Source organism: Euryarchaeota archaeon (assembly GCA_016207515.1).
Classification (GTDB): Archaea; Thermoplasmatota; SW-10-69-26; order JACQPN01; family JACQPN01; genus JACQPN01.
The window spans coordinates 167,712-194,272 of record JACQPN010000021.1; the positions used below are offsets into that span (position 1 = coordinate 167,712).

Genomic DNA, 26,561 nt, shown 5'->3' on the forward strand with positions numbered 1-26,561 from the left:
AGGGGCGATCGGGGGAAGAGTCGTTCGAGCGAAGCAAGAAGGCCCGCGTTTCCGTCCGTGCTGATAGTCTCCACGCTCGTCATTGTCGCCGGGTGCCTGGATTCCGGGCAGAACCCAGGTGGAGATGCCGAAACATCGGGAAAGGGCTCTGGAAACGGGACGGATACCGACGGCGACGGTGTCACGGATTCGCAAGACGCGTTCCCCGGCGACCGGCGTGAATCGTCCGATCGCGACGGGGACGGCGTCGGCGACAACGCGGACGCCTGCCCCGATAATCGTGACTGTTCGTCGCGGCCGGACCTCATCGTCACCGACATCGCGTGGACGCCGGCAAACCCCATCGCAGGTGACGAAGTCTATTTCACCATCACTATCAAGAACCAAGGCGACGTTGCTGCGGCGGCATCGACGCGCCGCATGAACCGCACCGACGGGGGACAGGACGTCGCTACCGTCCCGGTACTCCTTCCAGGCGAATCGTCGGAAACGGGCACGTCAGGCATGCGCGTGAACACGGGCGAGAATTGCGTCGATGTGGTGGCGGATGTCCTCAATGTCGTAGTCGAAGCCGACGAGAGCAACAACGGCCGATCGGAGTGCTTCAACGCCGGCGCGAATCAAGGCGGATCATCGCAGGGCACTGGACCGTCGGGCGAGACCGAAAGTAACGCGACGGAGATCGACGATGAGGCGCAGCCCACGGGTAACCGCGCGCCGACGTTTCCGTCCCCGATGCGCGTCAAGACCACGACGGACTACTCCTACGACAACCAGTACGGCCTTCTCAACGACACGACGACGCACATAACGATCGAGACGCGGCCGACGGATCCTGACGGCGACGCGCTCACCTACACTTGGAGCGTCGCGCAGAACCGTTACAGCGTCCCAAGGAGTGCCTGTGGGACCCACAACCCGGGGGCTGTCTCCGGAAACGGGCTTCAAGCCACCTGGGATCGGGGAGTCTATTGCGGGAAGGCTTCGGCAGGCACGGTGACTGTCGTGGCGAGCGACGGCAAAGGCGGTTCGGCCAAATACGACGTGGAATTCGAGTGGGGCGCCGGCTGAGGCCCGGACGAGGCTTGGGAAGAGGATTGAAACGGCGTCACGCGGATCGTGGCTGGACGACGGTCGAACATCGACGCAGCGCGCGTTGAATCTGCGTTCCCGTCCCTCGTGATTTGCGCCGTGGCAACCAAGTCAAACTTAAATACGGGTTGTTCCCTCGCTACTCTCGCAAGGTCCATCTCGATGATGCAGGAACGCGAACTCAAGACCCCGGAAACCAGGTCCATCGTCGACAAGGCGTGGGACGTCCAGTACCGGATCGAGAACCGCGCAAAGCAGGTCGGGAAGGGCCGCTACGGGCGCGTCATCAAGATGGCCCGGAAACCCGACTCCGACGAGTTCCGCCAGGTCGCGAAAGTGACGGGCATCGGCATCGTGGTAGTCGGTTTCATCGGTTTCCTCATCTTTTTCCTCATGGGTTTCACGCTTCCGTGGTTGGGGAAGGTCCTCGGGTTCTGAGTCCGGCCCCACGGCCGAGGCGTAGGTTTCGTCGAATGTCCCGCTGTTCCACACTTTCCACGCTTGCCGGTAGGCCGGATTCTGGCATAGCCCTCTAGGGCGCGCCCGGAAAACGTTCCGATTTGTGCAATCGATTGCCGATTGCCATAGAAGCTCGCGAGAAAGCTTATCGTTGGTTTTTCGCTCTGTCTTTCGGGCTAGGCTATGACGGGAAGGAAGATGTTTGCTCTATTGCTTGCCATCGCGATCGCCGCACCGCTCCTGCCGATTCCATCGGCGACCGCGGACCACGCGGACGTGGGAACAGGACACGACCCCATAGTCGTGATAGCGCACATCGACGGCGGGATCAACCCATACAACCCGGTCTTTCGCGACGACGGGCCGCTCGCCTACGTCCATCCGTGCAATTACATCGCCGGATACCCGTGTTCGGTGCCCGAGCTCAAGCTGTCGCTGAACGAGAGCTCGTTTTCGGCCGCGTTCGCCCTCGACAAGCCCATCTGGGACAACCTCCTTGCGCGCTGGAACAACGCGTCGGACAGGGCGAACATCAGCGGTAAGCCGTTCTGGATCTCCGGAACGAAGATCGTCGCCGCGGTACGCATGGGCGCGGGAGGCACGGGCGGGCCCGACTGCCAACTCACCCAGATGCCCACGGCGATCGCGATCCAGAAAGACCCCACGGGCTTCAACAACACGTCCCAGCCCCTGATCATCAACCCGGGCGGCAACCCGACATCGGTGGGGCCGAACGGCGTGGTCTGGAGTTCCATCTTCCCGATAACCGTGGGCGGCAAGTCCTCGTGCCCGGACTACCCGATCCTTGATGAGCACGGGCACGCGACCATGACCGCCACCAGGATGGGCGGCAACGACGGCTCGCTCTGCCCGGAGTGCAGGATCGTCTCGATCGAAGGCCTCGGCGGCGCGTCGACGAAGTGGGCCGCGGACCAAGGATGGATCGATGTCCAGACGAACTCCTGGCTCGGGCTCATCCCTCCGCCCCTTGACCAACAGACCGGCGGCACGACCACGAGCGCGTTCATACACGCACAGGACAAAATGCTGGTCTTTGCCGCATCCGGAAACGGCGCGGCATACTTGAGCGGGTTCGCTCCCACGCCTACCGAGGTCCTTTCGACGGCGGCTCCGGGCGTCATCCTTGTCGGAGCCCACGACAATGGATACGTGACGCAATGGTCGGGCGCACCGGCCCACGTCGTCGCCGACGGGTACGGAGGCAACCGCGGCGAGAACCAAGGCTTCGGGTTCGGGCCCCACCCGGTCTCATGTTGCACAAGTGCAGCAAGCCCGTACGCGGCTGGAGGCGGCGCGGCGATCGTCCTTGAGGCGCGCCAGCTTCTTGGAGACAAGGGCACGGGGCTTCGCGTGGTCGGCGCTGAAAAGGCCCTCGCGGTGAACCTGTCAAAGGCGAACGTCTATGCCGGACCCCTTTCGGACGGCATTCTCACCCTCGACGAGGCGAAGAGCCTCATCGAGCACACGGCGGAGGCACGGCCTCTCGAAGGCGCAAACGACGGGCTACTCCACTGGGTCGCCACCGGCGACCTTTCGTCCGAGAGCGCATCGTACATCCCGACTTTCGGGCCGGGCGCGAATCCCTTCTGTAACGGTTGCTGGACGTCGCCCGTAAAGTGGGCGGACGTTCCCGCGGACGTACCGGCGTACGTCTCCATCGGGTACGGCGCGATCAATGAGAGGAGCGTCGCGCTTGCCGCCGACGTGCTTGCCGGGACCGAGACGGAGCCGACGCGTGCGGATGTTGACGACTTCTTCGCCGCGGAGGCGATCGTACGGGCGCCGTTCTTTGGGCCGGTGTCGGTCCCTGGCGTGATTCCATCGGGGCCAGTTCTCGGGTCAGGAACCATCCATTTGCCTGCGCCGCAGTCCCGCTCAGGGCCGGGCATGACTGAGGGGTCGTGGACGACCACCGGATCATTCGCGGCCCAGGGCGTCGACGGACTGGTCGTGGCGCTTCCTGCCGACGCGCCTGGCAAGACGATTACCGCGGCGGGGGTCTCGCCTTTCGACGAGACGTTGGGCCATGATCTGGACATCTATTTCTACGACGCACAGCGTGGCTTCGTTGGCGGCGCAAGCGAAACGCCCGACGAGTCGACTGTGGTTCCTGCCGGGGCTGCGTTCGCCGTGGTTGATTTGTTCCTAGGGGCTGAGGTGGATGTTGTGACTTACATCTCGTAGGGTGTCGGTTGCCGATCTGCCTGGCCTCTTACGCACCCTTTCGACAACGAAGGCGTTCCGGCATGGATGTCATCTTGGGAGGGCATCCGCGACGAGGATGATATGCGATTCGTCGCCTACATTCGCGATGTCGCGAACTCGGTGGTCGCCGTCACCACTAAACCACGTACGGACGGGACACCGCCGCGGGGCCCGCTGCGGAGAGGCGCTGAGACTCGCGCCCACTCAAATCCTCCCCGGTTCTCTCCCCGTTGTTGGGTCTTTTCCCGGTGCCACGCGATGGGCACTCAATCAGAAATCAGAAGGCCGCTTTTCCCAGTTGCGCTAAAAATCCTCCATGGCTCGCGCCAGGCAACACTTGTTTGCGTCGTCGGACTTCGGGGTCATGGGGTACTAGATTATGCGGCAACGAATTAGTCCAACACTTTTGGCTTCCATGGTTGCGATGATTATGTTTTCGAGCTCGGCGTCGGCCGTCCCGGATTGGTGGCATCCGACTGATTGTGTTGAGTATTCTCTGAACTATCCCAACGTGTATGTCGATCCAAACGAGAACTGTTATTTCCTAACCCACTGGCAGACGACGGCGTATGAGGTCGGAACCCACGATGTGATTGAACCGATCGTTGCAAATACGGTCGTAATTCGGGGTACCGTTTTCCGTTCGCTTCCTGGCCCAATTGAAATCGTGGCCAATGAGTTGGTCATGGAGGGGGCGGGAGAAATCCTCGGTTACAATGGCGCCCGGGGTTTGAACTCGGGCCCCATCGGGTTGGACGGCGAGCCGGGCGGTCCCGTTTGGATTTCGGCGACGTTGTTGACAATTTCGTCTGGTGCCCAGATTAGAGGCGGGTCGGGCGGTGCCGGCGGTAATGGCGTGGGCACCCTTGTGGCCGCTCATGGTGGAAGCGGCGGACAAGGTGGCAGCGTGAGGGTGATCGCGGCCCAAAGCACAATCTCCGGCACGGTGTTACCTGGCGCGGGCGGTGATGGGGGAAACTCCATAATAATTTCAGAAAGCTCTACAGCGAACGTTGGATTTGCCGTGGTTGGAGGTGCCGGCGGGGATGGCGGAGGCGTTTTCTTGAACGGCGTTCTGCAACCAAACGCAGTAGAGGTCGTGGGTCCTGCGAGCGCGACGAACTCGGGCGTCAGCAGCCCCGCCTCCGTCGCTGATTGTTACCAAGTTACCGGTAACCCGGGACAAAACGTGCTCCTAGGCAATGGTGGAAAAGGTGGCTCGGCATGCATCATCCTGCGAGGCGCGACAGGTCGCCAGGGGGATGACCAAGGGGCGGGATGTTCAACTCCTCCGCCGAGGGACGGTTTTACCGGAGAATCGCTTTTCCCACCCCCGGCCACAGGGGGCCGTGGCGGTCACAGCCTCGGGGGTCGCGGGGGCGATGGTGGAACGGCGACCGAGAACATCTACGGCGGTCAAGGAGGGCGCGGGGGGAACTCACACTTCGCGTTTCTTCTGGGGTATTGCACTCGAGGTGGCAATGGCGGCCAAGGAGGCGACGCCTTTTCGGGGAAGGCTACCGGCGGACGCGGCGGCGATTCATGCTTGGGAACATCAGGTGGGAACGGCGGAAGCGCGATGAACTTGGCGCAACAGGGTGCGGGAGGCGCCGGCGGGGCCGGGAATCCATACGGGAGCAGCGGGGCGAGCGGCCAAGCGAACAACGGAGGAGTAGCGGCAGGCGCGCCGGGGCTCCTACTGGTGGGATGTCTCTGGCTAGTAACAGGAGGCTGACCCAGATTGCTTCCGGACGAGGGTGGTTTCGGTCGCGCCCTTTGACGTCAATCCGCTGAGCGCGGCTAAGGCCATGGCGTTGGCGGAATCTCCGATTTACATAGCCGGTGTGCCCTCATGATGACCTCGGTCATCTTTTCCTCATGGAATCCAATGGCGTGTAAAGAAGGGCAAACAACGCAGCAAGGAACATCATAGCTCATAAAGCGAGGGACGTTGCGCTTCCATACTCTGTGGCCGCAATCTGCAGGATTACACCGAGGCCCGCCGTGCCGCTTATTATTGACATAGCCTGGAGCCGATTCACGGCTCGTATTGCAAATGCGACCGTATGAAACTTTCCGTGCCATTTCTAGACCACTTGCCATCTGGTCAAACTAGGCGGATGGATCGCTTTGACTTTCCTTGAGCAAAATGAGCACGCCGTTTATCGCTCCCCCGCGCGGCAATCGGACCCGACGCGTCTTCACGAATCCGGCTCGGCGCGCCCACTCCTCGTACTCGCTCCACGCGTAGTTGGCGCCCTCCGCCTCCGCTAGCATGTTGAGGCTTCCAAGCGCTGCGTCTTTCGGCCCCCGGCGGTCGTCGTCGAGAAACCACTCCGCGATGATGAGGATCCCTCCCGCGGATAGCGCTTCAAAGCAGTTCCTCAAGATGATCGCGTCCTTCCCCGGCGACCAATCGTGGAGGATCTTTGAGAGCACCATGGCGTCACCCGCGGCATACGGGCCGTCGAACAAGTCGCCTTCCGCGAAGGCCATGCGCGCTTCGAGGTCGGTCCCCCGGGCGATCGAGCGCGCGACCTCGAGGACAGTTTTTCGGTCGAAGACGGTCCCCGAGAGTCCCTTCCATTTCCGGAGTGCCGCGTGTATGAAGGCGCCCGAGCCGCCGCCGACATCGATGAGGCGCACCCTTCCTGCGAGGCTGACCTTCGAGAAGACGTGCCTGGCGCTGTCTTGGGACATGCCATGCATCCCCAGCGTGAACCGGCGCACCCCGTCCGTGTCCATCGATCGAAAGACGTCAGCGCCGGCCTCGACGCCCGCCGGCCGGCCCTCGCGGATCCGTCTAGTGAGGTCGCTCCAACTCGAATACATGCGGTTGCCGCAGAGGAGCACGTAATCGCCGACGTAGCCGGGTTTTCCTTCGACGAGAAAGCGCGATGTGTCCGGTGCGAGCCTGAACGAACGCCGGCCTGACGCCCTAAGGAGGCCAAGAGCAGTGAGAGATGCGAGGAGCGCATCCATGCCGCGAGACGAACAGGCAAGGGCCTGTGCCGCCTCGCGGGATGTGAACGACCGCCCGTCGAAGCGGGAGAAAAGCCCGAGTTCTACGGCGGAGGCGAGCGCCTTGGTCTCCCAGAACCCCCTCGCCATCTGCATGATGCGGGCAGGGGAACCGGCGCTCCTTGGCATGTGATTCGAGAGGCAGCCCTTGGCAAAAAGGATATCCCGTCGCCGTCGCCCGGGGCGAGGACTACCGACCCGCGTCAACGATCCGACCAAAACGTTGAAGCTTGCCCGCGGGAGAACCGGGGCCGAACACTATGAAATCACGAATCCTGTGGGTGGCCGTCGTCGTGGCCGCGTCCGTCGTCGTTCTCGCGCCCGTAGGCTCCGCGCATCTGGTGCACACGGGCTGTGATTTCCAGGGGAAGCAGGAATTCGCAGTTTGGTATCGCGAGTATTTGGACCAATTCGACCAGAACGATCCCGACACGTGGACGAGCGGCATAGTCTGGATCAGCACTTGCCACTATTGAGCCCCAGAAAGCCGCCGATCACGCCATCCGTCTTCCACGACCATAATGTAGGTCCCTCGACTCTCATCCCCGGTGCTAGACGCACGAGGACCCGTGGAGGACGTCGACAAGGGCCTACTCGCCAGGACCCACGGGTCGAACCTCTTGAGGTTGGTCGGCAACACCCCATTGATCCGCCTGGCGCCAGCTAGCATCCCCGCCGGCGTAGACTTGTTCGCTAAGGCGGAGTGGTGCAACCCCACCGGTTCCGTCAAGGACCGCGCCGCCGCCGCGATGGTAGTGGACGGCATCCGGCGCGGCCTCCTCACCAGGCAAAGGACGTTGATCGACGCGACGTCCGGAAACACGGGCATCTCGTACGCCGCCCTTGGCGCCGAGCTCGGTTTCAAGGTCATGCTTTGCATCCCCTCGAACGCGGGCGAGGAACGCAAAAGGTTGCTTCGCGCCTACGGGGCGGAACTCGTGCTCACCGACCCGATGTCGGGCACCGATGGGGCCCAGGAGGAGGCCAGGGGCCTCGTGTCGGACGGCGCGGGGCGGTACTTCTATCCGGACCAGTACTCGAACGATGCGAATTGGAGGGCGCATTACGATACCACCGCGCCGGAGATCTGGGCCCAGACGAACGGGCGAATCACGCATTTTGTCGCGGGACTCGGGACCACCGGCACGTTTGTGGGAACGACGCGGCGACTCCGCGAACTTCGGGGCGACGTTCGTGCGTCCTCGGTGGAACCCGATTCGCCCTTGCACGGACTCGAAGGGCTGAAACACATGGAGACCGCGTCGGTCCCAAAGATCTACGATGCGAAGCTGGCCGACGAACGGCTCGCTGTCTCGACCGACGACGCGCAGCTGGCCGTCAAAGAACTTGCGAAAAAACACGGCCTCCTCGTCGGCACGTCAAGCGGCGCCGCCTACGTCGCGAGCCTCCGGCTGGCTCACCGGCTTACGGAGGGCGTCGTCGTCACGATCTTCCCCGACAGCGCGACGAAGTACATGCGGGACGCATATTGGGAGGACACGGATTGAGCGGCGGGCGAAAGGGCCGGAGGCAAGACAATTGACGATCGTCATCCCGGCGACGCTTGCCGCGGCCATCCGGCACGCGGGCGAAGACGCGTTCCCGGAAGAGTGCTGCGGCCTGCTCGTAGGCGTCGACGGCGAACCGCGCATGGTGAAGGAGACGCTCGCGATGGATAACGTCTTCCCGGGCCCTCGCAACAACCGGTACACGATCGATCCGTTGAAACTCGCCAAGGCCGACAAGGACGCGGAGGCGAGAGGTCTCCAATTGATCGGCTTCTACCACAGCCATCCAGATCATCCCGCCAGGCCCAGCAGTTACGATCGGGACCACGCGTGGCCATGGTACACCTTCATGATCACGCGAGTCGCCGGCGGCGTGGGATCGGAGACGACTGCGTGGCGGCTTTCGAGCGACAGAAAAGTATTCAATGAAGAGCCCATCAAGGTTGAATAGATGGCAGTGACGATAGTCATCCCGACGCCGCTTCGACAGTACGCCGATAAGCAGGCGCAGGTCGTCATCGAAGCGAAGACCGTCGGGGAAGCGCTTGACGCGCTCACGACCAAGTACCGGGAATTGAGACGTCACCTGTACGCGGAAGACGGAACCCTGCGAAATTTCGTGAACGTCTACCTGAACGACGAGGACGTTCGACACATCGCGAAGGACGAGACACTCGTGAAGGAGGGCGATACGATAATGATCGTCCCATCTGTGGCGGGAGGAAATGGTGCCGGGGCCGACCGGGCCCAACGGAGTCCCGTGGATGGCGACAAGGTCGAAACGACGCGTCTTTCGAACGACGAGATCCGTCGTTACAGCCGTCATCTAATCATGCCGGAGGTCGGTCTCGAGGGACAGCGACGGTTGAAGGCCGCGTCGGTGCTGATCGTGGGAGCCGGTGGGCTCGGCTCGCCTGCGGCCCTATACCTTGCCGCGGCGGGTGTCGGGCGCATCGGCATCGTTGACTTCGACGTCGTCGACGAAAGCAACCTCCAACGGCAGGTGCTTTTCACTACCGCAGATGTCGGGAAATCCAAGGCGGAAACCGCAAAGGCGCGCCTGCTGGTGTTGAATCCCAATATCGAGGTGGACGTCCACAGAGAGCGCTTGACGTCGGAGAACGCATTATCGATCCTGCGCGACTACGACGTCATCGCGGACGGCACCGACAATTTCCCGACACGCTACCTCGTGAACGATGCGTGCGTGCTCCTCGGGAAACCGAACGCGTATGCGAGCATCTTCCGCTTCGAAGGGCAAGCCTCCGTGTTCTGGGCAGAGAAGGGACCCTGTTACCGCTGCCTCTACCCGGAGCCTCCGCCGCCGGGCCTCGTCCCGTCCTGTGCCGAGGGGGGTGTCCTTGGCGTCCTTCCGGGAGTCGTCGGAGTCATACAGGCGATCGAGGTCATCAAACTCATCCTCGGTTCAGGCGAACCCCTAATCGGCCGGCTGCTCTTGTTCGACGCGTTGGACATGCGTTTTCGGGAACTGAAACTTCGAAAGAACCCCGAGTGCAAGGTCTGCGGGCCGCGCTCGACCGTGAAAAACCTCATCGACTACGACGAGTTCTGTGGTGTGCGGGGCGAAGAAACGGGAGGCGAAGCGGTGGATGCGGGCAACATGATTACCGTCGGCGAACTGAAGTCGATGCTCGACGCGAAGAAAGCGGTCTTCATCTTGGATGTGAGGAATCCCGAGGAATTCGAGATCTGCCGACTCTCCGGCTCGAAGCTCATCCCGCTTCCAGAACTCCCGCGACGGGCAAACGAGCTTTCGACCGCGGACGAGATCGTCGTCCACTGCCATCACGGGATACGTAGCGCGCAGGCGGTGAATTTCCTGAAGACACTCGGGTTCAAGAAGATCAAGAACCTTGCCGGCGGCATCGACGCGTGGTCGAAACAGGTGGATCCGACGGTGCCGAGGTATTGAGGCCGGCGTGCGACTTCGAAAGCCGGAGATGAAAAGCGGCATCTCCCTCCCACGTCACTGGAAAAACCCTTATGGCGCTCCCGCCTTCGGGTCTCGGCGATACAGTGGCCGAATCATACAAGATGTACCTCGGGGGAAAATGGGTTGAAGCGGAATCCGGCAAGAGAACGGATGTGCTGAACCCCGCGACGAACACGACCATCGCGAGCGTCCCCGAGGCCGGCCCCGTGGAGGCGAAGAACGCCATCGCCGTCGCCGCTGCCGCTGTCGATACGCCTGAATGGCGGGACATGGACCCGTCGCGCCGCGGCTCGATCCTCTCCAAGATCGCCTCGATCATCCGAGAACAACGGGACGCCCTTGCCCTTCTTGAGACGCAGAACAACGGGAAGACCATCAAGGAGGCGAAGGGGGACATGAACTACGTCGCCCGCACTTTCGACTACTATGCGGGTCTTGCCGACAAGATCGAAGGGACCACGATCCCCGTGCCCGGCGCCCGCCTCAATTATACGCTACGCGAGCCCCTCGGCGTGACGGTCCACATCGCCCCCTGGAACTACCCGTTGCTTCTTGCTTGCAGGAGTGTCGCTCCCGCGCTCGCCGCCGGGAATACGGTCATCCTGAAACCCGCGTCCATAACGCCGGTAACGGCCCTCAAACTCGGCGAGGTCGCCGAGAAGGCGGGGCTTCCGGCCGGCGTCCTGCAAGTGGTCACTGGAAGCGGTTCGGTACTTGGCAAGGCGCTCGCGTCGGACCCGCGCGTCGATGCGGTAGCCTTCACCGGATCGGCCGACACGGGCCGCGAGATCATGAAATACGCTGCGCCGAACGTGACACCGGTGACCCTCGAACTCGGAGGGAAAAGCCCGAACATCGTCTTCGCCGACGCGGACGTCAAGGCCGCCTCGCGAGGTGTCGTCACAGGCATATTCAGCAACGCCGGCCAGATGTGCTGGGCGGGATCGAGGCTATTGGTCCACGGATCAATCCACGAGACCCTGCTCTCAGAGGTCTCGAGGATGGCGAGCGCCCTCAAGGTGGGAAATGGCAGCGACGACAAGACGGAGATGGGGCCCGTCGCATCGCGCTCCCAGATGGAGCGCGTCATGAAGTACGTCGAGACGGGCAAGAAGGAGGGGGCTACGCTCGTCACGGGCGGGGAGCGCGCGGCAGAGGGCGAGCTCGCGAAAGGCAATTTCGTGAAGCCGACGATCTTCGACGGCGTCGCCCTCGACGCGACGATCGCGCGCGAGGAGATCTTCGGCCCCGTTCTCACGGTGTTCAAGTTCAAGGACTTCGACGATGCGATGAGGATCGCCAACCATACCGACTTCGGGCTCTTCTCGGGTGTTTGGACGAATTCCCTAGTGACGGCGCATACGGCGGCGGCGCGCATCAAGGCCGGCATGGTGAGCATAAACGAGTACCCGATAACGTTCCCGCAGACGCCCTTCGGCGGCTACAAGGACAGCGGCATAGGCTACGAACAGGGCCTCGCCGCCGTGGCCTCCTACACGCGGGTGAAGAACGTGAGCGTCAACATCGCCCCGCCCAAGAAGGCGAAGTAGGGGACAATGGTCGCGCTGCGCTTCGAACTGCAAGACGGCATCGGTGAACTCACGTTCACGCGGCCCGATAGGTTCAACGCACTCAACGAGAACGGCGCCAGGCAGTTCCGAAGGGAGATTGAGCGCGTCGCGGCCGATGCGGCGGTGCGCGCATTGATCATCACCGGAGAAGGGAAAGCATTCTGTGCCGGAGCGGACGTTTCCGAATTCGCCGAAAAGATGGACAAGGATCCGGTGGCCGCTGTCAAGGCGCTCACGGGGGAACTCCATCCGGCGATATTGGCCATGAGAGGCATGGAGAAGCCGACGGTATGCGCGTTGAACGGGGTCGCTGCGGGAGGAGGTGTGGGGATCGCGCTCGCGTGCGACGTGATCGTCGCGTCAGAGAACGCGAAGGTGACGCCGGCGTTTCTCAACGTGGGCCTTGCGCCTGATTCCGGCACCACGTGGTTTCTTCCACGCATCGTCGGTCTCAAGCGTGCTGAGGCGATGTTCCTCCTGAACGAGCCCGTCGACGCGGAGGAAGGGCACCGCATCGGGCTCTTCGCCAAGGTCGTGAACCACACTGCGCTCATGTCGACCGCGCGCGACACTGCGGCGGCACTGGCCCGCCTTTCGCCCCTCACCCTTCTACGGGCGCGCCAACTCCTCGACATGAGTCTCGAGAACACGCTTGAGGCACAACTAAAGGCCGAGCGGGGATTCAACGCCGAGAGCGCGGGGAGGAAGGACTTCGTGGACGGAGTCCGAGCCTTCGTCGAAAAGAGGCCGCCGAAGTTTTCAGGCGCCTAACACTTCGTGGACCCGTGCCTCATATAGCGTAAGGGGGGAGAGGCGCGAAAAGTCTAAGTGATTGTAGACCCCTGGGATGGAGCGGGAGCAGGATTGTTCGCGATCCCCAGATCTTCGTGGAACGTCGCAACCGGATTGGCTGTTACGCTCATCGTCACCCAAGGCTTTGCGATTTCGCCAAGCTTCGCGACCAGCGGCGACGATGATCCACACGTAGCGATACCCACCAGCGGCGCCTTCAACTTGACGCATCTCCCGTATGAGGGCGGAACGGCCAAGGTCGCATTGGTGGCACAGGAGCACGTTCTCCTGACCATGGAGGTTCAATGGCACGGTGGGCGCGTCGGCGGGAATTACATGACCGACCGCTTGGATATCATCGGCCCGTATGTGCGGTACTCCACGGGGGTGGTAGACTACGTACCTTGGGAAGCCGAAGCCCATGCAGCCGACTATGACATCCACGTTGAGCCCGATTTGAGGGCCGTGGCGTTCGACTGCGGCTTCTGTGGCGGTTCGGCGTCCGGCGAGACGACACAAAAATCTTTCATCTTGGCACCCGGCCAAGAAGTGATGGTGATTTTCTCTTCGACGGCTTTTGGGACCGGCTCGTACTTTGCCGTCGACTGGCAGGCCAATGACACGGCTTCCATGGAAGGGCCTGTGGTGCGCACGGGCGGCGTAGTGGTCATGGATATGGTCCAGGAGGCGCGACGTAGGGGCACAAACGTTGCAGTCTTGGGCTGGAACGCGGTCGGCGAGTATGGCGAACCTGTCGCGACGGTGGACGTGACGGATGGCGCTTTTGCCTCCATCAACGTCGTCAACCGACAAGCCGACCCCATAACCGTCCGGGTTAGCGGTGCGACCTCATTGGGCGAAGGGGTCGCGTCCGGTGGCTTTGGATTCTTCTTTGCCGACTTTGGCAGGAATGGACCGTTGACGCTGACGGTGACGATTGAAGGGTGGAATCCGGGCAACGAACCGTTTGAGGGTGAACCCCTGGAGGCATACGTTGTCGTTGCAGACATACTGGATCCCCCTGAATTCTACTGGCAATGGACGTATTGAGGACCGTCCGCTCAAGTGCATTGTTCGGGTCAGCTTCGCAATCGTGTGGCCGGTACCACAACACCACGGTGGCCCTAGACTCTACACCAATGTTTCGTGGCCAATAGTCTTAAGTATCGCGCCGGCCCGTCCAGTTTGCATGAGGGCGCGGACAACGGTCGGGGCCTTGGCTATCTCGCTCGTCCTGCCCATGGTGGCCGCCGGCCTCGCGTCGCTTGTCGCTGGCGCGGCGCCGATGGCGCCTTCCGCGATGCCCGCGGGCACCGGTCCGTCCTCTTCAGGCGGACTTGCGTTCACGGATTTCCCCGATGGACCGGGCTGGGTGAAGATTCAACTGATCCCGGATGGCCCGACCTCTATCACATACAAGGGGACATGGCAAGTCGGCGGCGGTACTGAACTTCGCGAGACGGAGCGTTTGTTGATCGGCCGCGGGACCCGCGATGGCCTTCTTGAATCCCATGGTGGAAGCAGTTCCGGGTTCTCCCTGTTCGGCGCACACCACAGTCGCCTAGGGGTTCACGCAGAACTCTGCGCATGTCCGTACTCTCGCGGGCCTGCCACGAACACCTTTGGTGGATCCCCGTACCCAATCGAATTGGACACGAACGTGCCCCTGTCCGTGATCATCGCCTCCACCGATTTTCAGCCTGGCAACTTGTTGACCTTGGAATGGGAAGCGAGAGGTTCGCCGATCAGGGTTGAGACTACGACGGGTGCCGGGGGCGTCTACGATATGGACTTGGTCGAGGAGGCGCGGCGGAACGGCCGCGGGGCATGGCTAGACCAGTCCCCGATCATTGGACGCGCGGGCGAGGCGGTGGCGCGGATTGGCGCTCGCAATGGTGCTATTGTGAGCTTCGCGGCGTGGGAATGGTCGGACGACGATCCCGCGTACGTGGTGAGGTACAATCTTAACGGTGACATCGTCCGCGCCACGGTCGACAGTGGGGCAGCCTTCTTCGCGCAAGCCGCCGTGCGGGGGGCCACAACAGTGGAAGTCGCGTTGGAACGGTGGGCGGAAGGTCGCGCGATCCAGGATGATCCGAATGCGCAAACGCGTCTCTTCGTGATTGATGTGGACCCGGTGTTCGAGTTTTCGCACACCTATTCTGGATAGGGGTCCCCGCAAAGGCAGTTCTGGGTCCTCCTCGGCTTCGCATTCAGGTTATCGCCTACCACAAAGCATTAGTACTGTCCGGATAACTGACGACCGATGCGGATTGGGGCGACCCTCGTAGTGTTCATTCTTCTGGCCGGTTGCGTCACGCCCGCCCCGCGTAGCCCCGGTGATGCCGGGATAGGCGGTGACAACACGCAAGCCGGCGCGGACGAGGCATCCGGGCAATCGCCTTCGAACCAACAGCAGTCGCAGAACACGCAAGTCCCGCCGAAGGCGGTGACCCTTTCGCAGCCGCCTGTGGCTTCCAACACGACCTCGGACCTCGTTTTCTCCGCGCCTATCCTCATCGACGACCTACGCGCCGGAGGCGAACCAGTCATCGCCCAAGCGCACGACGGCTCCTTCGTGATCAGTTCGCACCCCGGTTGGACGCATTATCATCCATCCTCGGACCAAACGCATGCCGGCACCGAACTCGTTGAGCCGGCAAGCGCGCAGTCATACCTTTGGCGGTCGACCGATGGGGGAAGGAGCTGGACGCACATCGGCCTTCCCGGCACCGACGGGATGGGGCCGCGCGGTACTGCGCCCGGTGTCTCGGACCCGGAGTTCACGGTCCGCGCTGACGGCGTCATCTTCCACACGGACCTCGAAGGACTCGCGATGTCGTCGGTGTCCTGGAGCAAGGACAACGGGGCGACGTGGACGGAAGGGAACCCGATAGCCGCCGGCGGCCCGAACGACCGTCAATGGCTTGCGAGCTTCGGCCCGTACGTCTACTTCACCGCGAATTACTTCGTGGACCACCATATCCAACGTTCGACCGATGGGCTCATGTGGGAGCGGCTCGGGAACATCCCGCCATCCTGCTCGGACCTGATTTCCGCGTCCGATGGCACGCTCATCGCCGCCTGCGGCTCCGGGATAGCCGTGAGCGAGGACGGTGGCTTCTCGTGGCAGCGGCGCCTCGTCCCGGAGGATGAATCCACGGGGGTCCTACGAGGTGGCGGCATCGCGGAACCGGGTCTTGACTCGTCCGGGAACGTTTGGGTCGCCTGGGAAGTAAACGAGACGTCGCTCTTCATCGCCGGGACCCCCGACAAGGGCCTGAGCTGGCCCTGGATCCGCAACATCACGGGCTCCGTGAAGGCAGCGCTCGGCTCCGAAACTGTCAGAATGGTCTGGCCATGGATCAGCGCGGGTTCCACCGGCCGAGTGGCCGTCACACTTTACGCAACACCCACCGCCGACCCGAGTGCAAGCGGCAGCATCGACCGGGAGTGGAGCGTCGTCACAGTCGCCGCGTTGAGCGCGACGAGTCCTGCGATCCCGACGGCTTATGTGGTCAAGAAGGGCCACCACGTGGGGCCCATCTGCCAAAGCGGCACCGCGTGCCAAGTGTCAAGCGTCCAAGGCGACCCGAACAGCGACCGGCGTCTCGGCGACTTCTTCGAAACGACCATCGACCGGGAAGGCTTCCTCCACGTCGCGTACGCCGACACGCACACGAAGGCGACGGACGTGATCAGCCACGTGGGGTACGTGAGGCAGACCGGTGGCCCCAGGTTCGTCGTGGACGGGTACGTTCCGACGCAAGGGTGAGGCCGCGGGCGATCCCCGTGGGATCATCGCTTTTGGTCGAGCTTGAAGTGTTTTTCAAGTAGGTGTTCGGTCAAGAACGGCAACCTCCTCTCGCTCGCCCTCGACGGCTTCACCACTCTGACGCCGCCTTCCATGTCGACGCCCAACAGGCCGACTCCTGCCCGCTCCCACTTTCCCCTCTGCCTCATCGGTGCGAACGTGTTCTCAAGCGGCATCGCGACATAGGATTCGTGCGCCGCCGTCTGGTAGTGGGATGCTTGTGCGAGCGCTTCGCGCCAATCCGTGAGTTTGAGTTCGACCGCGAGAATGGTCGCGGCGCGCCCAAAGACGAGGTCGGCGTAGCGCCCGTTGATCTCCACCTCGTGGGCGACTTTCCAGCCGAGTCGCGCGTAGTGGGCGGCGACGGGGATCCGGAGGTTCTCCTCGAGTTCGTTGAACACGGGGAAGCATCGTCCTTCTTCGGTTAATTTCGTTGCCTCGGGTGGCCAATACTTTCGGGTGCGGCCCGCGTTGCGGGTCTGAGGGCCTATTCCGAGCCTCGTCTCGCGACGCCCAAAACCCTCGTTTGCCGCCGCGGGCCGGGAAAAGCGTTTTCATCGTGAAGCGACCATAACCCCTTCTGAATGGCGCCCCCACAGCGACTCGTCTCGTTGACGCCGAGCAACACGGAGATACTGTGGGCCCTGGGGCTTCTCCCAAGAGTCGTAGGCGTCGACGACGATTCCGATTTCCCTCCCGAAGTCCGTAACATAGCGAAAGTGGGCCGCGACCTCCAGGTGGATATTGAACGCGTGAAGGCGCTCAAACCCGACCTTGTTGTGGCCTCGCTTTCCGTCCCCGGGATGGAAAAAGTCGTTGACAACGTGAAGGCAACGGGGCTCCCGCACATCACCCTCGCTCCCACGAGCGTCGATGGCGTCTACCGAGACGTCTTGGAAGTGGGGCGCGCGACGGGAGTCGAGGAGCGCGCCGTAGCCCTCGTCGCCGACATGAGATCCCGATTCGCTCGAGTCGAGGCCGCCAATGCGAGACTGGGCGCGAGGCCGAACGTCTACTGGGAGTGGTGGCCGCGCCCCCTGATCGTCCCCGGCGCCAAGAGCTGGATGACCGGGATGCTCGAAAGCGCCGGCGCCGTCAACATGTTCAAGGACATCGACCACGAGAGCCGTCCGGTCGAGGAAAAGCGTGTGCTCGAACGCGACCCGGATTACATAATGCTCTGCTGGTGCGGCGCGCTCCAAAGCCAGATGGCGATAGACAAGGTCAAGAACCGGCCAGGCTGGCAAGACCTCAAGGCAGTGCGCGAGGGACGCATCTACCTCATGGACGAGGGACTCTACGGGCGACCAGGACCCCGCATCGTCCAAGGACTGGAGCTCTTACAATCCATCTTGGCCGGCAAGACGCCGCCAGGCGACACGCAGAAGACCCCACTGGAACCGATCGGTATCGGGGGAAACTGACTGTCGAAGATATCCACCGGGAGCGGCGACAAGGGCGAGACAGGGCTTGCCACCGGCGCACGCGTGAGAAAGACCGACCTACGGATCGAGACCTACGGCACTGTCGATGAACTGAACGCCGCGATCGGGGTGGCCGCCTGCGAGGCGGAGGGACGCCTTCTCGTTGAATTGCGGCAATTACAAAGGGAACTCTTCATCCTAGGCGCAGACCTATCGACGCCGCAAGATCACAAGATGATCCGCATCGAGGAGCGCCACGTCCTTCGCCTCGACTCGGAAAACGACCGCATCGAGGCAGCGCTCCCGCAGTTGAAGAGGTTCATCCTGCCCGGTGGGACGCGCATCGCCGCAGCGCTACACCACGCGAGGACCGTGTCGAGACGCGCGGAAAGGCTCGCGTGGGCACTTTTCGAACGCGAACCAGTGAACGAGCACGCGTTGGTCTATTTGAACCGACTGTCGGACTACCTCTTCCTGCTCGCCAGGCGCGCGAACCTGGACGCGAAGGTCGCCGATGTGGAGATGGAGCACGAGAAACCCTGAGATTCTCCAGATGAAACGTTTCCTCTTGATTACTCTCGGCATAGCCAATTCTTAATAGGTATTGCCCTCAATCAGGAGTCCACCGAGGTAAGCAGTTGACCACACGCAATCTCGTCATCATCGGCTCCGGCCCCGCCGGCCTCACGGCGGCCATATACGCAGGCAGAGCAAACCTTGAACCACTTGTCGCCTGCGGCTCGACCGCCGGTGGCCAGCTCATGCTCACTACCGACGTGGAGAACTATCCGGGTTTTCCTGAAGGGATACTCGGGCCTGAGATGATGGACAAGTTCCGAAAGCAGGCGGCGCGGTTCGGAGCCGAGTTCGTCGACGAAGACATCACAAAAGTCGACTTCTCGAAGAGGCCTTTCAAGTTGTGGCTCGGTGACAAGGAGATCCAATCCAAGTCGGTGATCATAGCGACTGGTGCATCTGCGATATGGCTTGGCATCGAGAGCGAGACGAAGCTCCGCGGTCACGGCGTCTCCTCGTGCGCTACGTGCGATGGTTTCTTCTTCAAGAACAAGGAGGTCGTCGTCGTCGGGGGCGGCGACACTGCGATGGAGGAGGCGAACTTCCTTTCAAGGATCTGCAGCAAGGTCACGGTCGTCCACCGGCGCCAGGAGTTCCGGGCGTCGAAGATCATGCTCGAACGGGCGCAGGCGAACAAGAAGATCGCGTGGGTGCTCGACTCCGTCGTCGAGGAGGTCGTGGGGAAGGACAAGGTGGAGGCGGTCCGCGTGAAGAACGTGAAGACCGGCAAGAAGACCGACGTCCCAAGCTCGGCCCTGTTCGTCGCCATCGGGCACACGCCGAACACGGACGTGTTCAAGGGCCAGATCGAGATGGACGACAAGGGTTACATCGTCGTGAAGAAGCACACCCTGACGAACGTCGACGGCGTCTTCTCCGCCGGGGACGTCGATGACCATCGTTACCGGCAAGCGGTCACGGCGGCCGGCGAGGGCTGTAAAGCGGCGATTGATGCGGAAAGGTGGCTTGAGGCAAACGGTCACCACGGCTGAAGCGTCAAGCGGCCTTTGCTGGACCTGCTCGAACCGCCGTTCGATCGAGACTCCACGGAGTCGCTTCGTCTTCTGCCGCCTTTCGAAGGTCGATTCCCGGTATCCGCGGTTCCCAAGACTTCCGGTGACGGCATGCGGGGGCTACGAGGACGCCGCCCCGGGCGCGAACCGGTAGATGGCTCCGCCGTGGTCGACGACGTAGACCTCGCCCGCCTCGTCCTCGCCGAACGACGAGATGTTGTGGTCGGTGTCCATGAGCTCGGCTTGCTCCCAGACGGTGGCGTTTCGCTTCAACGTCCAGATCGTCCCCGAGCAGTAATCGGCGAAAAGGAAGACGCCGACGAGCGGTGTCGCCGTCTTTCCCCGGTAGACGTGGCCCGCCGTCACGGAGCACTCGGAGCCGCCATGCGCGTACTCCGCTACAGGAAAGACCGTTGCCGTCGGGAGGCCGATCTTGTATTGGTGGTTTCCCTCGTACTGGTTCCAGCCGTAGTTCTCGCCGCCCTTGCTCGACGCGGGTTGGAAATCGATCTCCTCCCACGCGTTCTGCCCGACGTCGCCGATATAGAGGTCGCCATTTGCACGGTCGAACGTGAAACGCCATGGGTTTCGCAGGCCGTACGACCAGATCTCGTGCTTTGCCGCAAGGTCCGAGACGAAGGGGTTCGCGGGAGGGATCTTGTAACCGCCATCGCCCGAGACGTCGATGCGCAGCAGTTTACCAAGGAGTGTCCCGAGGCTTTGGCCGTTCCCGTGCGGGTCGCCCCCGGAGCCGCCGTCGCCGAGCCCGAAGTACAAGTACCCGTCGGGACCGAAGACGATGTTTCCCCCATTGTGGTTCGCGTAGGGCTGATCCACGGTCAAGAGCATCTCGCCGCTCTCCGCGTCCGCCACGTCGGGGTCAGTGGCACTCACCTTGTACCGCACAAGTTTCGAGTCCCCGTTACCCTCCTTCGCGGTGTAGCTTACGTAGAAACGTCCGCTTCTGGCGTAATCCGGCGGAAAGGCGAGTCCAAGAAGGCCTTGCTCCCCGCCGGCCTCCACGAGGGCGGTGATGTCGAGGAACGGGGCTTCCCGCAGGCGGCCGGTCTCCAAGATCCGCACGACCCCCTGTTGCTCGACTACGAAGAGACGCCCGGAGCCGTCGCCGGCATGCGTCACCAGCACCGGTTGGACGAGCCCTGCGGCGATCTCGACGAGTCCCACACCCTCGACGGGGGGGGCCGTCAATGGTCTCGGTGGGGACACCGGGTCCGCGGGATTGTTCGCCGGGGGCAAAGCATCCGGCGACCACGGTAAGGAAAAGGATCGAACCGACGACAAGACGCGGTCCGGGCCGCATGCAATCCAATGTCCCTCTCACATGTGAAACTTTTGGACCGGGTGCGACGTTCTCAAGCCGTCGTTCCCTCGTCTTCCCCGACCACTTCCACAAACGATTTCTGTGACACGCCCAGCCTGTCGAGGTGCCGGCGCAGCAAGGACAGGTCTATCTCGCGCCGTGTCGCCGCGTAGAGCGACCTTGCCGCCTTCTCCCGCGTCGGCCCGCCCACCGACACGTCGAGCGCGATCTGCAGTTCCAGGGGTGCCACACGTAACGGAGGCAGTCCGTCGCGTTCGACGGTGTCGTGGTCGCGAAGTGTGAGGCGTAGGACTAGACTGTGGTCGAACTCGACGCCGAATTCCGTCTTCTCGGCGTCGCGCCGTGTGAACGTCAACGTCCCACCGGTCATCAGGATCTCATCGTAGCCCGATTCCTCCGTCGGAGCGTCCTTCGCGTCGTGCTCGACGGACAGTTTCTTCCAAAGAAGGTGGAAATCGCCACGCTTGAGGCGTCCGACGACGAAATCCGTGCGCCGCGGGGCGGCGGCGCCGAAAAGGGACGCGACGTATGCGCCGGAGACCGCGTAATCGGCCCCGACCAAGTCCAATATGCCCGCGAACTCTTGGACCTCCCGGTCGAGTCTCGTGGGCGCCCGGAGGGCTTTGTAATGCTTCAAGGCTAGCGCTCCATTGGACGCGAACAGGGCGAAAAAACCGCGGCCTTCGATCGACGGATCACGTCATCGTGATCTTGATAGCCTGCACCGGGCAGACCGATTCGCAGGCGAGACAGTTGATGCAGTCGGGCTCGCGGATGGGGTCGGCCTTCGCAGCCTTGACGATTGGTTGACCGGAGTCGTTCGGTGACGCGCAACCGGGCGTTTCGTACCATTCGAAGACGTTCACCGGGCACGTGTCGATACACGCGCCGTCGCCCGTGCAGATGTCGAAGTCGACGCCGACGATGCGGCCGTGGATGCCGAGTCTAGCGGGTGCTTCCAAGGGGCCGAACACTTCGTGCGTGTGGTGCTTCTCCACGGAAGGGCGTTTGTGCATGAATTCCGGGTCGATTCCCATGCTTACCGCGACTAGTGAGGGAAGGACCATTTATAAGCGTTACGTCCGAGCAGTAGGGGGTCCGGCCGACCCACCGTCTTGCTCTCCGCACACCGTCCGACCCAGCAGGATGTCGAGCGCTTGGAGAGGCATCCACGGCTCAGAACGGCCGCTTCACATTCGGGAAATTCTTCCACACATCGACGCCGCACCACCGGTCGCCCTCGGGGCATGGGCCTTCGAGTCTCTTGTTCTCCACAGGCCCGTCGCGGAAGAAGCACGGGAGGCCAAGATGTTTCGTGAGGCGCGGAATCGCGTGGCGCGCCGGCCACCTGGAAAAGTATGGTGTGTATTCGCCGGCCGGCTTTTCGCATGCGCTGCGGTTCAATACTTTGCGAGTTCGCGCGAAAGCTTCTCGTGGCGTTTCATGACCCGGTCGACGACGCTTCGCGTCTCGGGGTCAAACGGATCCGTCGCCGTTTTTCGCGTTTTTGCGTTCCGCAGGTTCTTCGCCTTCTCCTTCGTCTTTGTTGGCACGGTATCGCTTCGCATCCACATTCACCTTCCAGGCTATTTATAGCTTCACGGAGTTTTCTCGGATCCAACCGGTTATCGCCGCAACGTCTACGTCGCCTCGCGCCACTGAAAGCATGAATTCCTTCAGCACGACAACGCGGCCGCGCACGCCGTAACCGTTTTTCTCAAGGAAGACAGCCGTAACGAAGAACGCTGTCCGCTTGTTGCCATCGACGAACGGGTGGTCAAGCACCAGGCCCCGCAGGAGCAAGGCCGCACGCTCGAAAAGGTCCCCGCTTTCCGGAAATGGACCCCACGCAACCCTATCGAGGGCCGCGTCAACCGCGCCCGGCATAAGGATTCCGCGTGCGCCACCGGCGAGCGCGATCGTTTCCTCATGAATCTGCACCACCTGTGCTCTCGACGGAAACCACACGACCGACCGGTTTGGCGCAACGCTTCATCTCGATTCCCACCAAGGGGTCGCCGAAAGTGTCACTCTCCTTGGCATCCCGTCTCCTTAGAACGGCCTCTTCACATTCGGGAAATTCTTCCACACATCGACGCCGCACCACCGGTCGCCCTCGGGGCATGGGCCTTCGAGTTCCTTGTCCTCGACAAGCCCGTCGCGGAAGAAGCACGGCGGGCCGATGTGCTTGGTGACGCGCGGATACACGCGCCTGGCCTGCGCCAACTCCTCCATCGAGGCCTGATAGATCTCTTCTTGCGCCAGGAAGCACGTGCGCATTCGCCACTTGTGCATGAGGTTCAAGAGGGAGCCGGATTCGGTGAAGCGGATAGGCGTCGCGTTCGGGAGCAGGTAACACGCCGCCTCGGCCGGAGCGCCGTTCTCGATGAGCGTGTTCTTCGCCGTCCAAAGTGCGTCCATCGTCTCCCGGTAGACGCTCAACGCGCGCGGGTTGTCGGCGATGACTCCCGGTGTGATGTAATCCGGGGCGCGAGTGTGCGTTCGCGTGAGTAGCGGCCTGCTCGCAGGCACGGTCCGGTGTCGCTGGTCCTGGCTGTCGGCGGCATGGCTGATCCTCTTTCTGTACGTGAGCTGCACGTGGTTCAGGGCCCTCAAGAAGGGCGAATGGGTCCAGACGTTCAACGTGTCGAGCATGTAGGCGTTTCTCGCCGGGTTCACGAGTGTGTCGAGCATCTCCTCGTCGGAGAGCGTCGAAGGCCCGGCGCCGATCACCTCCCGCGCGGCCTCGGCCACGAGTTCCTCGCCGCCTGGCGTGTGTGCCACAAGTCTCGAGCATAGGCCATCAAGCGACGCGTCGAAACGGGCCGCGAAGCCCGACGCGGCGCCCACCGCTTGCGTCTCCGGCAGCTGTTCGAACGGAATAGGTCCTTCGCCCACGCGGTCTATGAAATCGGGGTCGATCTTCCGCACCTCCGCCAGCATCATCGAGACCACGTGCGCGGATTCGGTGGGGCAGTCCCCGGTATTTGCCATCCGGGCGTACCTTTTCAGTTCGATTCCGCTGATCGTGTGGTACATCGATGTGAACGCTGCGACGGGAAGCACGTACCGGCCCATCTCCATCGCCTTCTTCGACGCATCGCGGCGGATCGCCTTCTCATCCTGGCCCTTGCGTTTCCCGAGGGCCGCCATCAGCCGGTAGTTGTCGTCCTGCAACAGTTCGTTGATGCGGTTGTAAGCGGTCCATGCGCTCGACACCGCCTCCTCGTAGATGCGGGCGTTCTCCCCTGATAGCGGCGGCACGTAGACGCGGGCCTCCTTCAGTAGATTGTACCGTTGACTCGACTGTTCGGAGTTGTAGAACGGGTGGCTGTGGAGAAACGACCAGACGAACTGGCGGCTCACGTTCTCAAGACCGAAAACGAACGTGGGATGCTGGAAAGGCGTGTGGTGGCCGGCTTCGTAGATGGATTCGCCGATCCGTTCCCGCTGGCCTTCCGTGACCTCCTCCGTGAAACGGAGCCCGGGCGAGTAACACGTGCGAGCCGACGCGATCGCGAGGTCGTAGGGGCGCTCCGTGAAGGCGATGAGGGCGACGCGAGGTGGCGCGGTTAGAACACCCGGCGAGTCCAGGGAGACGGCCATCAATCGTACCCCAAGGTGGCTCCCGCGGCCGTGATCTCCATTTCGAGGCCCTTCGCCCGTTTCATGATGCTGTCGTAGCGCGCCTTCGCCCCTGCCTCGTCCTTGTTGAAGCGTTTGGCCGAATAGGGGACGTCGAAGAAGAGTATGCGCGCGGCCCGGATCTCCCGCGTCCACTCGAATGTTTTCGGTCCGACGTTGGAGATCGCGATCTCCAACTGGCCGGCAAAGAGCGGATGGACGATTCCGCCGTGGAGGACGAGAAGCGCGTTCCTTGCGCTTTCGGCCGTGGGTTGGAGCATCCCGACTACTTCGGGGTTCAGGGTGAACTTTTCGCGAGAAGCCAGGCGAAGCACCTTTCCAGGCTCCAGTTTGCGCGGCCCCTGCCGTTTTTCGATCGGAATGAACGTCGGCATGTACGAGATGAGGTCCAGGTTCGCGGCCGAGAAGTCCTTGATCCCGATCTTGCCCATGCTGAGGAAATCGGTGATCTCCCTGTTCCCGAGTAGCTCCATCGAGGCCCGCGCGCAGGATATGCCACAAGTGGCATAAACTCAATCGGCTAGGAGCCGGTGGAATCCGGGCGGATGCGGGAAGGGACAGAGGGCGCCAGGCGACGCCATGACGCGCTGCCCCGAAGCGCCCCAACGCGTCCTAATTCGTCCGAACGTGCGGCCCCAGGGCGCCCCGACGCGTCCCGATCCGTCCAAACGCGTGACGGGCCCCGGCCTTCCCGTGCCAAGCGTCGCGCGGTGGCCGAGGTGTCGTGTTTTGCACCGCGGGCCCCGATGCGAGGCATGGGATCACCGATGGCGCCATCCTCCGGCGGCGGGGCGGGTCAAGCAGCAGCCTTAATCTTCCGGGCCCGTTCCCAGTCACGTGCCTCGCTTCGGCGTTATCGACGTCCATGTGCACATGACCCCGTGGAGGATGCTCCGGCCGGGGGTTCGGGAACGCATGACCAAGGAACGCGACGACGTCGAGAAGATTGAGGCGATGATCGCTGATTCCCGTCTCTTTCTCAAATACCTCGACGAGCAGGGCGTGGATGCGGCCGCCGTCATAAACTACCCGGCCCACGAGGTCATGGGGTTCACGGACCAAGTGAACGATTACGTCGCCGAATTCGCAAGACGCAACCCGACCAGGATCCTTGCGGTCGGCGGTGTGGACGCCCGGCACGAGAAGCGCGCGGCCGACCACGTGAAGGCCCTTCATGCGAAAGGGGTCCGGGCCCTGAAGATACACCCTCCCCACCAACTCTACGCGGCGAACGCCTATGTGGATGGGGGGTGGCGTAGCCTCAGGGAAATCTATTCAGAGGCGCAGGAACTGGGGATGCCGGTGATCATCCACACGGGAACGAGCGTCTTCCCGGGGGCTCGCAACCGCTTCGGCGACCCGATGGCGATCGACGACGTGGCACTCGATTATCCACAATTGAAGATCGTGATGGCGCACGGCGGCCGCCCGCTGTACATGGACAAGGCGTTCTTCATCCTGCGCCGCCACGAGAACGTCCACCTTGACATCAGCAGCATCCCTCCCAAGTCGCTTCTCGAATACTTCCCTCGCTTCACGGAGATCGCGAGCCGGGCGATGTTCGGAAGCGACTGGCCCGGGCCGGGCGCGAAATCCATCAAGGGAAACGTCGATGCCTTCAAGGACCTGAAGTTCGACGAGAAGACGCAAAGGGCGGTTCTGTACGAAAACGCGGCCCGCTTGTTTAATCTCGAAAGTTCTATATAATGCGCGGGAGAAGTCCTTGCTGGGATCGGGATGTCAGACATGGTCTTCCGGTACGAGGGTGTCCCCATCGAGGGTGTGCGCCAGGTCGCGCGCGGCATCGAGCGCATGGCGTTTCTCATGTTCCTGGTGTTCGCAACCGTAGGCGCCGGCCTCATGTTCGCCGCGATGGGCGGTTTCGCCGAAATCGACCGGCCTCAAGCGGCGGCGCTACTCGCCGGGTCGGCTGGGGCGCTCCTCATCGCATTCCGCTCGCTCGTATGGGCTACGAAGGGTTAGGTGTGCTGTAACTTCCTAAACCGGCCCCTTTTGTAACTCCAAAAACGACCCGGGCAAACGGGCTAAAACCCGTCGACCCTGACCCCCGACCGGTGGTCCTGGTGAAGCCCGTGTTCGATGATCCCAACGTGTTGGCGCGAC

At 62.5% G+C, this 26,561-nt stretch carries 27 protein-coding genes; 18 read left to right on the top strand and 9 right to left on the bottom strand.

The annotated features are described in order from the left end of the window. Positions 1-57: 57 nt before the first annotated feature. The 4 genes from HY556_09290 to HY556_09305 all read left to right on the top strand — a co-directional run bounded on the left by HY556_09290 (position 58) and on the right by HY556_09305 (position 5,512). Positions 58-1,071, top strand: coding sequence for a hypothetical protein (locus HY556_09290; protein ID MBI4393971.1), 1,014 nt, complete (start codon positions 58-60; stop codon positions 1,069-1,071). Between the two features lie 186 nt (positions 1,072-1,257). Continuing rightward, positions 1,258-1,530, top strand: a complete 273-nt coding sequence (locus HY556_09295) for a protein translocase SEC61 complex subunit gamma (GenBank protein ID MBI4393972.1) — start codon at positions 1,258-1,260, stop codon at positions 1,528-1,530. A 219-nt stretch (positions 1,531-1,749) separates the two neighbouring features. Beyond that, a complete protein-coding gene (locus HY556_09300) occupies positions 1,750-3,756 on the top strand; it encodes a S8/S53 family peptidase (protein ID MBI4393973.1) in 2,007 nt (668 codons plus the stop codon). Positions 3,757-5,323: 1,567 nt separating this feature from the next. Beyond that, on the top strand, positions 5,324-5,512 hold the full coding sequence (locus tag HY556_09305) for a hypothetical protein (protein ID MBI4393974.1): 189 nt from the start codon (positions 5,324-5,326) through the stop codon (positions 5,510-5,512). A gap of 377 nt (positions 5,513-5,889) precedes the next feature. On the opposite strand, the gene HY556_09310 is transcribed toward HY556_09305, so the two are convergent. Continuing rightward, positions 5,890-6,927: a methyltransferase gene (locus tag HY556_09310; protein ID MBI4393975.1), complete on the bottom strand. Its 1,038-nt coding sequence runs from the start codon at positions 6,925-6,927 to the stop codon at positions 5,890-5,892. 131 nt (positions 6,928-7,058) lie between these two features. Between HY556_09310 and HY556_09315 the strand changes: the two genes are divergently transcribed. The 9 genes from HY556_09315 to HY556_09355 all read left to right on the top strand — a co-directional run bounded on the left by HY556_09315 (position 7,059) and on the right by HY556_09355 (position 16,398). Then, the gene (locus HY556_09315) at positions 7,059-7,274 is read left to right on the top strand and encodes a hypothetical protein (protein ID MBI4393976.1); all 216 of its coding nucleotides are present in this window, start codon (positions 7,059-7,061) and stop codon (positions 7,272-7,274) included. 93 nt (positions 7,275-7,367) lie between these two features. Beyond that, on the top strand, positions 7,368-8,306 hold the full coding sequence (locus HY556_09320) for a cysteine synthase family protein (GenBank protein MBI4393977.1): 939 nt from the start codon (positions 7,368-7,370) through the stop codon (positions 8,304-8,306). A gap of 31 nt (positions 8,307-8,337) precedes the next feature. Then, positions 8,338-8,757: a M67 family metallopeptidase gene (locus HY556_09325; GenBank protein MBI4393978.1), complete on the top strand. Its 420-nt coding sequence runs from the start codon at positions 8,338-8,340 to the stop codon at positions 8,755-8,757. Next, the gene (gene moeB, locus HY556_09330) at positions 8,758-10,239 is read left to right on the top strand and encodes a molybdopterin-synthase adenylyltransferase MoeB (protein MBI4393979.1); all 1,482 of its coding nucleotides are present in this window, start codon (positions 8,758-8,760) and stop codon (positions 10,237-10,239) included. Positions 10,240-10,310: 71 nt separating this feature from the next. After that, complete coding sequence (locus HY556_09335) at positions 10,311-11,810, top strand: aldehyde dehydrogenase (protein MBI4393980.1); 1,500 nt, start codon at positions 10,311-10,313, stop codon at positions 11,808-11,810. A 6-nt stretch (positions 11,811-11,816) separates the two neighbouring features. Then, on the top strand, positions 11,817-12,602 hold the full coding sequence (locus HY556_09340; protein ID MBI4393981.1) for an enoyl-CoA hydratase/isomerase family protein: 786 nt from the start codon (positions 11,817-11,819) through the stop codon (positions 12,600-12,602). A gap of 93 nt (positions 12,603-12,695) precedes the next feature. Then, positions 12,696-13,673 (top strand): hypothetical protein, encoded by a 978-nt coding sequence (locus tag HY556_09345; protein MBI4393982.1) that lies wholly within the window; start codon positions 12,696-12,698, stop codon positions 13,671-13,673. Between the two features lie 139 nt (positions 13,674-13,812). Further along, positions 13,813-14,793 (top strand): hypothetical protein, encoded by a 981-nt coding sequence (locus tag HY556_09350; protein ID MBI4393983.1) that lies wholly within the window; start codon positions 13,813-13,815, stop codon positions 14,791-14,793. A 96-nt stretch (positions 14,794-14,889) separates the two neighbouring features. Further along, a complete protein-coding gene (locus HY556_09355; GenBank protein MBI4393984.1) occupies positions 14,890-16,398 on the top strand; it encodes an exo-alpha-sialidase in 1,509 nt (502 codons plus the stop codon). 23 nt (positions 16,399-16,421) lie between these two features. On the opposite strand, the gene HY556_09360 is transcribed toward HY556_09355, so the two are convergent. Further along, entirely contained in the window at positions 16,422-16,838 is a 417-nt protein-coding gene (locus HY556_09360; GenBank protein ID MBI4393985.1) for a hypothetical protein, read from the bottom strand. 183 nt (positions 16,839-17,021) lie between these two features. Between HY556_09360 and HY556_09365 the strand changes: the two genes are divergently transcribed. From HY556_09365 to trxB, 3 genes are all read left to right on the top strand, one after another. Then, positions 17,022-17,861, top strand: coding sequence for a cobalamin-binding protein (locus HY556_09365; GenBank protein ID MBI4393986.1), 840 nt, complete (start codon positions 17,022-17,024; stop codon positions 17,859-17,861). After that, a complete protein-coding gene (locus tag HY556_09370; protein MBI4393987.1) occupies positions 17,862-18,404 on the top strand; it encodes a cob(I)yrinic acid a,c-diamide adenosyltransferase in 543 nt (180 codons plus the stop codon). A gap of 95 nt (positions 18,405-18,499) precedes the next feature. Beyond that, positions 18,500-19,429: a thioredoxin-disulfide reductase gene (gene trxB / locus HY556_09375; protein MBI4393988.1), complete on the top strand. Its 930-nt coding sequence runs from the start codon at positions 18,500-18,502 to the stop codon at positions 19,427-19,429. A 141-nt stretch (positions 19,430-19,570) separates the two neighbouring features. On the opposite strand, the gene HY556_09380 is transcribed toward trxB, so the two are convergent. The 7 genes from HY556_09380 to HY556_09410 all read right to left on the bottom strand — a co-directional run bounded on the left by HY556_09380 (position 19,571) and on the right by HY556_09410 (position 24,910). After that, complete coding sequence (locus tag HY556_09380) at positions 19,571-20,677, bottom strand: PQQ-dependent sugar dehydrogenase (GenBank protein ID MBI4393989.1); 1,107 nt, start codon at positions 20,675-20,677, stop codon at positions 19,571-19,573. 146 nt (positions 20,678-20,823) lie between these two features. Beyond that, positions 20,824-21,429: a hypothetical protein gene (locus tag HY556_09385; protein ID MBI4393990.1), complete on the bottom strand. Its 606-nt coding sequence runs from the start codon at positions 21,427-21,429 to the stop codon at positions 20,824-20,826. Positions 21,430-21,487: 58 nt separating this feature from the next. Beyond that, positions 21,488-21,829 (bottom strand): ferredoxin family protein, encoded by a 342-nt coding sequence (locus tag HY556_09390; GenBank protein MBI4393991.1) that lies wholly within the window; start codon positions 21,827-21,829, stop codon positions 21,488-21,490. Between the two features lie 363 nt (positions 21,830-22,192). Next, positions 22,193-22,345, bottom strand: coding sequence for a hypothetical protein (locus HY556_09395; protein MBI4393992.1), 153 nt, complete (start codon positions 22,343-22,345; stop codon positions 22,193-22,195). Between the two features lie 37 nt (positions 22,346-22,382). Then, positions 22,383-22,733 carry a type II toxin-antitoxin system death-on-curing family toxin gene (locus HY556_09400; GenBank protein ID MBI4393993.1) on the bottom strand — a complete coding sequence of 117 codons (351 nt, stop codon included), beginning with the start codon at positions 22,731-22,733 and terminating at the stop codon, positions 22,383-22,385. Positions 22,734-22,844: 111 nt separating this feature from the next. Next, positions 22,845-24,398: an FAD-dependent thymidylate synthase gene (locus tag HY556_09405; GenBank protein ID MBI4393994.1), complete on the bottom strand. Its 1,554-nt coding sequence runs from the start codon at positions 24,396-24,398 to the stop codon at positions 22,845-22,847. Then, positions 24,398-24,910, bottom strand: a complete 513-nt coding sequence (locus HY556_09410) for a hypothetical protein (GenBank protein ID MBI4393995.1) — start codon at positions 24,908-24,910, stop codon at positions 24,398-24,400. The genes HY556_09405 and HY556_09410 overlap by 1 nt, the downstream gene beginning before the upstream one ends. Before the next feature lie 364 nt (positions 24,911-25,274). Between HY556_09410 and HY556_09415 the strand changes: the two genes are divergently transcribed. After that, positions 25,275-26,144: an amidohydrolase gene (locus HY556_09415; GenBank protein ID MBI4393996.1), complete on the top strand. Its 870-nt coding sequence runs from the start codon at positions 25,275-25,277 to the stop codon at positions 26,142-26,144. Positions 26,145-26,174: 30 nt separating this feature from the next. Beyond that, positions 26,175-26,420: a hypothetical protein gene (locus HY556_09420; GenBank protein MBI4393997.1), complete on the top strand. Its 246-nt coding sequence runs from the start codon at positions 26,175-26,177 to the stop codon at positions 26,418-26,420. Positions 26,421-26,561: the final 141 nt, after the last annotated feature.

Bases quoted from the DNA above. Each gene is read 5' to 3' on its own strand.
- HY556_09315 (MBI4393976.1), top strand. From the start codon at position 7,059: ATGAAATCACGAATCCTGTGGGTGGCCGTCGTCGTGGCCGCGTCCGTC.
- HY556_09355 (MBI4393984.1), top strand. From the start codon at position 14,890: ATGCGGATTGGGGCGACCCTCGTAGTGTTCATTCTTCTGGCCGGTTGC.
- HY556_09420 (MBI4393997.1), top strand. From the start codon at position 26,175: ATGTCAGACATGGTCTTCCGGTACGAGGGTGTCCCCATCGAGGGTGTG.
- HY556_09390 (MBI4393991.1), bottom strand. From the start codon at position 21,829: ATGGGAATCGACCCGGAATTCATGCACAAACGCCCTTCCGTGGAGAAG.
- HY556_09295 (MBI4393972.1), top strand. From the start codon at position 1,258: ATGCAGGAACGCGAACTCAAGACCCCGGAAACCAGGTCCATCGTCGAC.
- HY556_09405 (MBI4393994.1), bottom strand. From the start codon at position 24,398: ATGGCCGTCTCCCTGGACTCGCCGGGTGTTCTAACCGCGCCACCTCGC.
- HY556_09300 (MBI4393973.1), top strand. From the start codon at position 1,750: ATGTTTGCTCTATTGCTTGCCATCGCGATCGCCGCACCGCTCCTGCCG.
- HY556_09340 (MBI4393981.1), top strand. From the start codon at position 11,817: ATGGTCGCGCTGCGCTTCGAACTGCAAGACGGCATCGGTGAACTCACG.
- moeB (MBI4393979.1), top strand. From the start codon at position 8,758: ATGGCAGTGACGATAGTCATCCCGACGCCGCTTCGACAGTACGCCGAT.
- HY556_09310 (MBI4393975.1), bottom strand. From the start codon at position 6,927: ATGCCAAGGAGCGCCGGTTCCCCTGCCCGCATCATGCAGATGGCGAGG.
- HY556_09350 (MBI4393983.1), top strand. From the start codon at position 13,813: ATGAGGGCGCGGACAACGGTCGGGGCCTTGGCTATCTCGCTCGTCCTG.
- HY556_09335 (MBI4393980.1), top strand. From the start codon at position 10,311: ATGGCGCTCCCGCCTTCGGGTCTCGGCGATACAGTGGCCGAATCATAC.
- HY556_09410 (MBI4393995.1), bottom strand. From the start codon at position 24,910: ATGGAGCTACTCGGGAACAGGGAGATCACCGATTTCCTCAGCATGGGC.
- HY556_09365 (MBI4393986.1), top strand. From the start codon at position 17,022: ATGGCGCCCCCACAGCGACTCGTCTCGTTGACGCCGAGCAACACGGAG.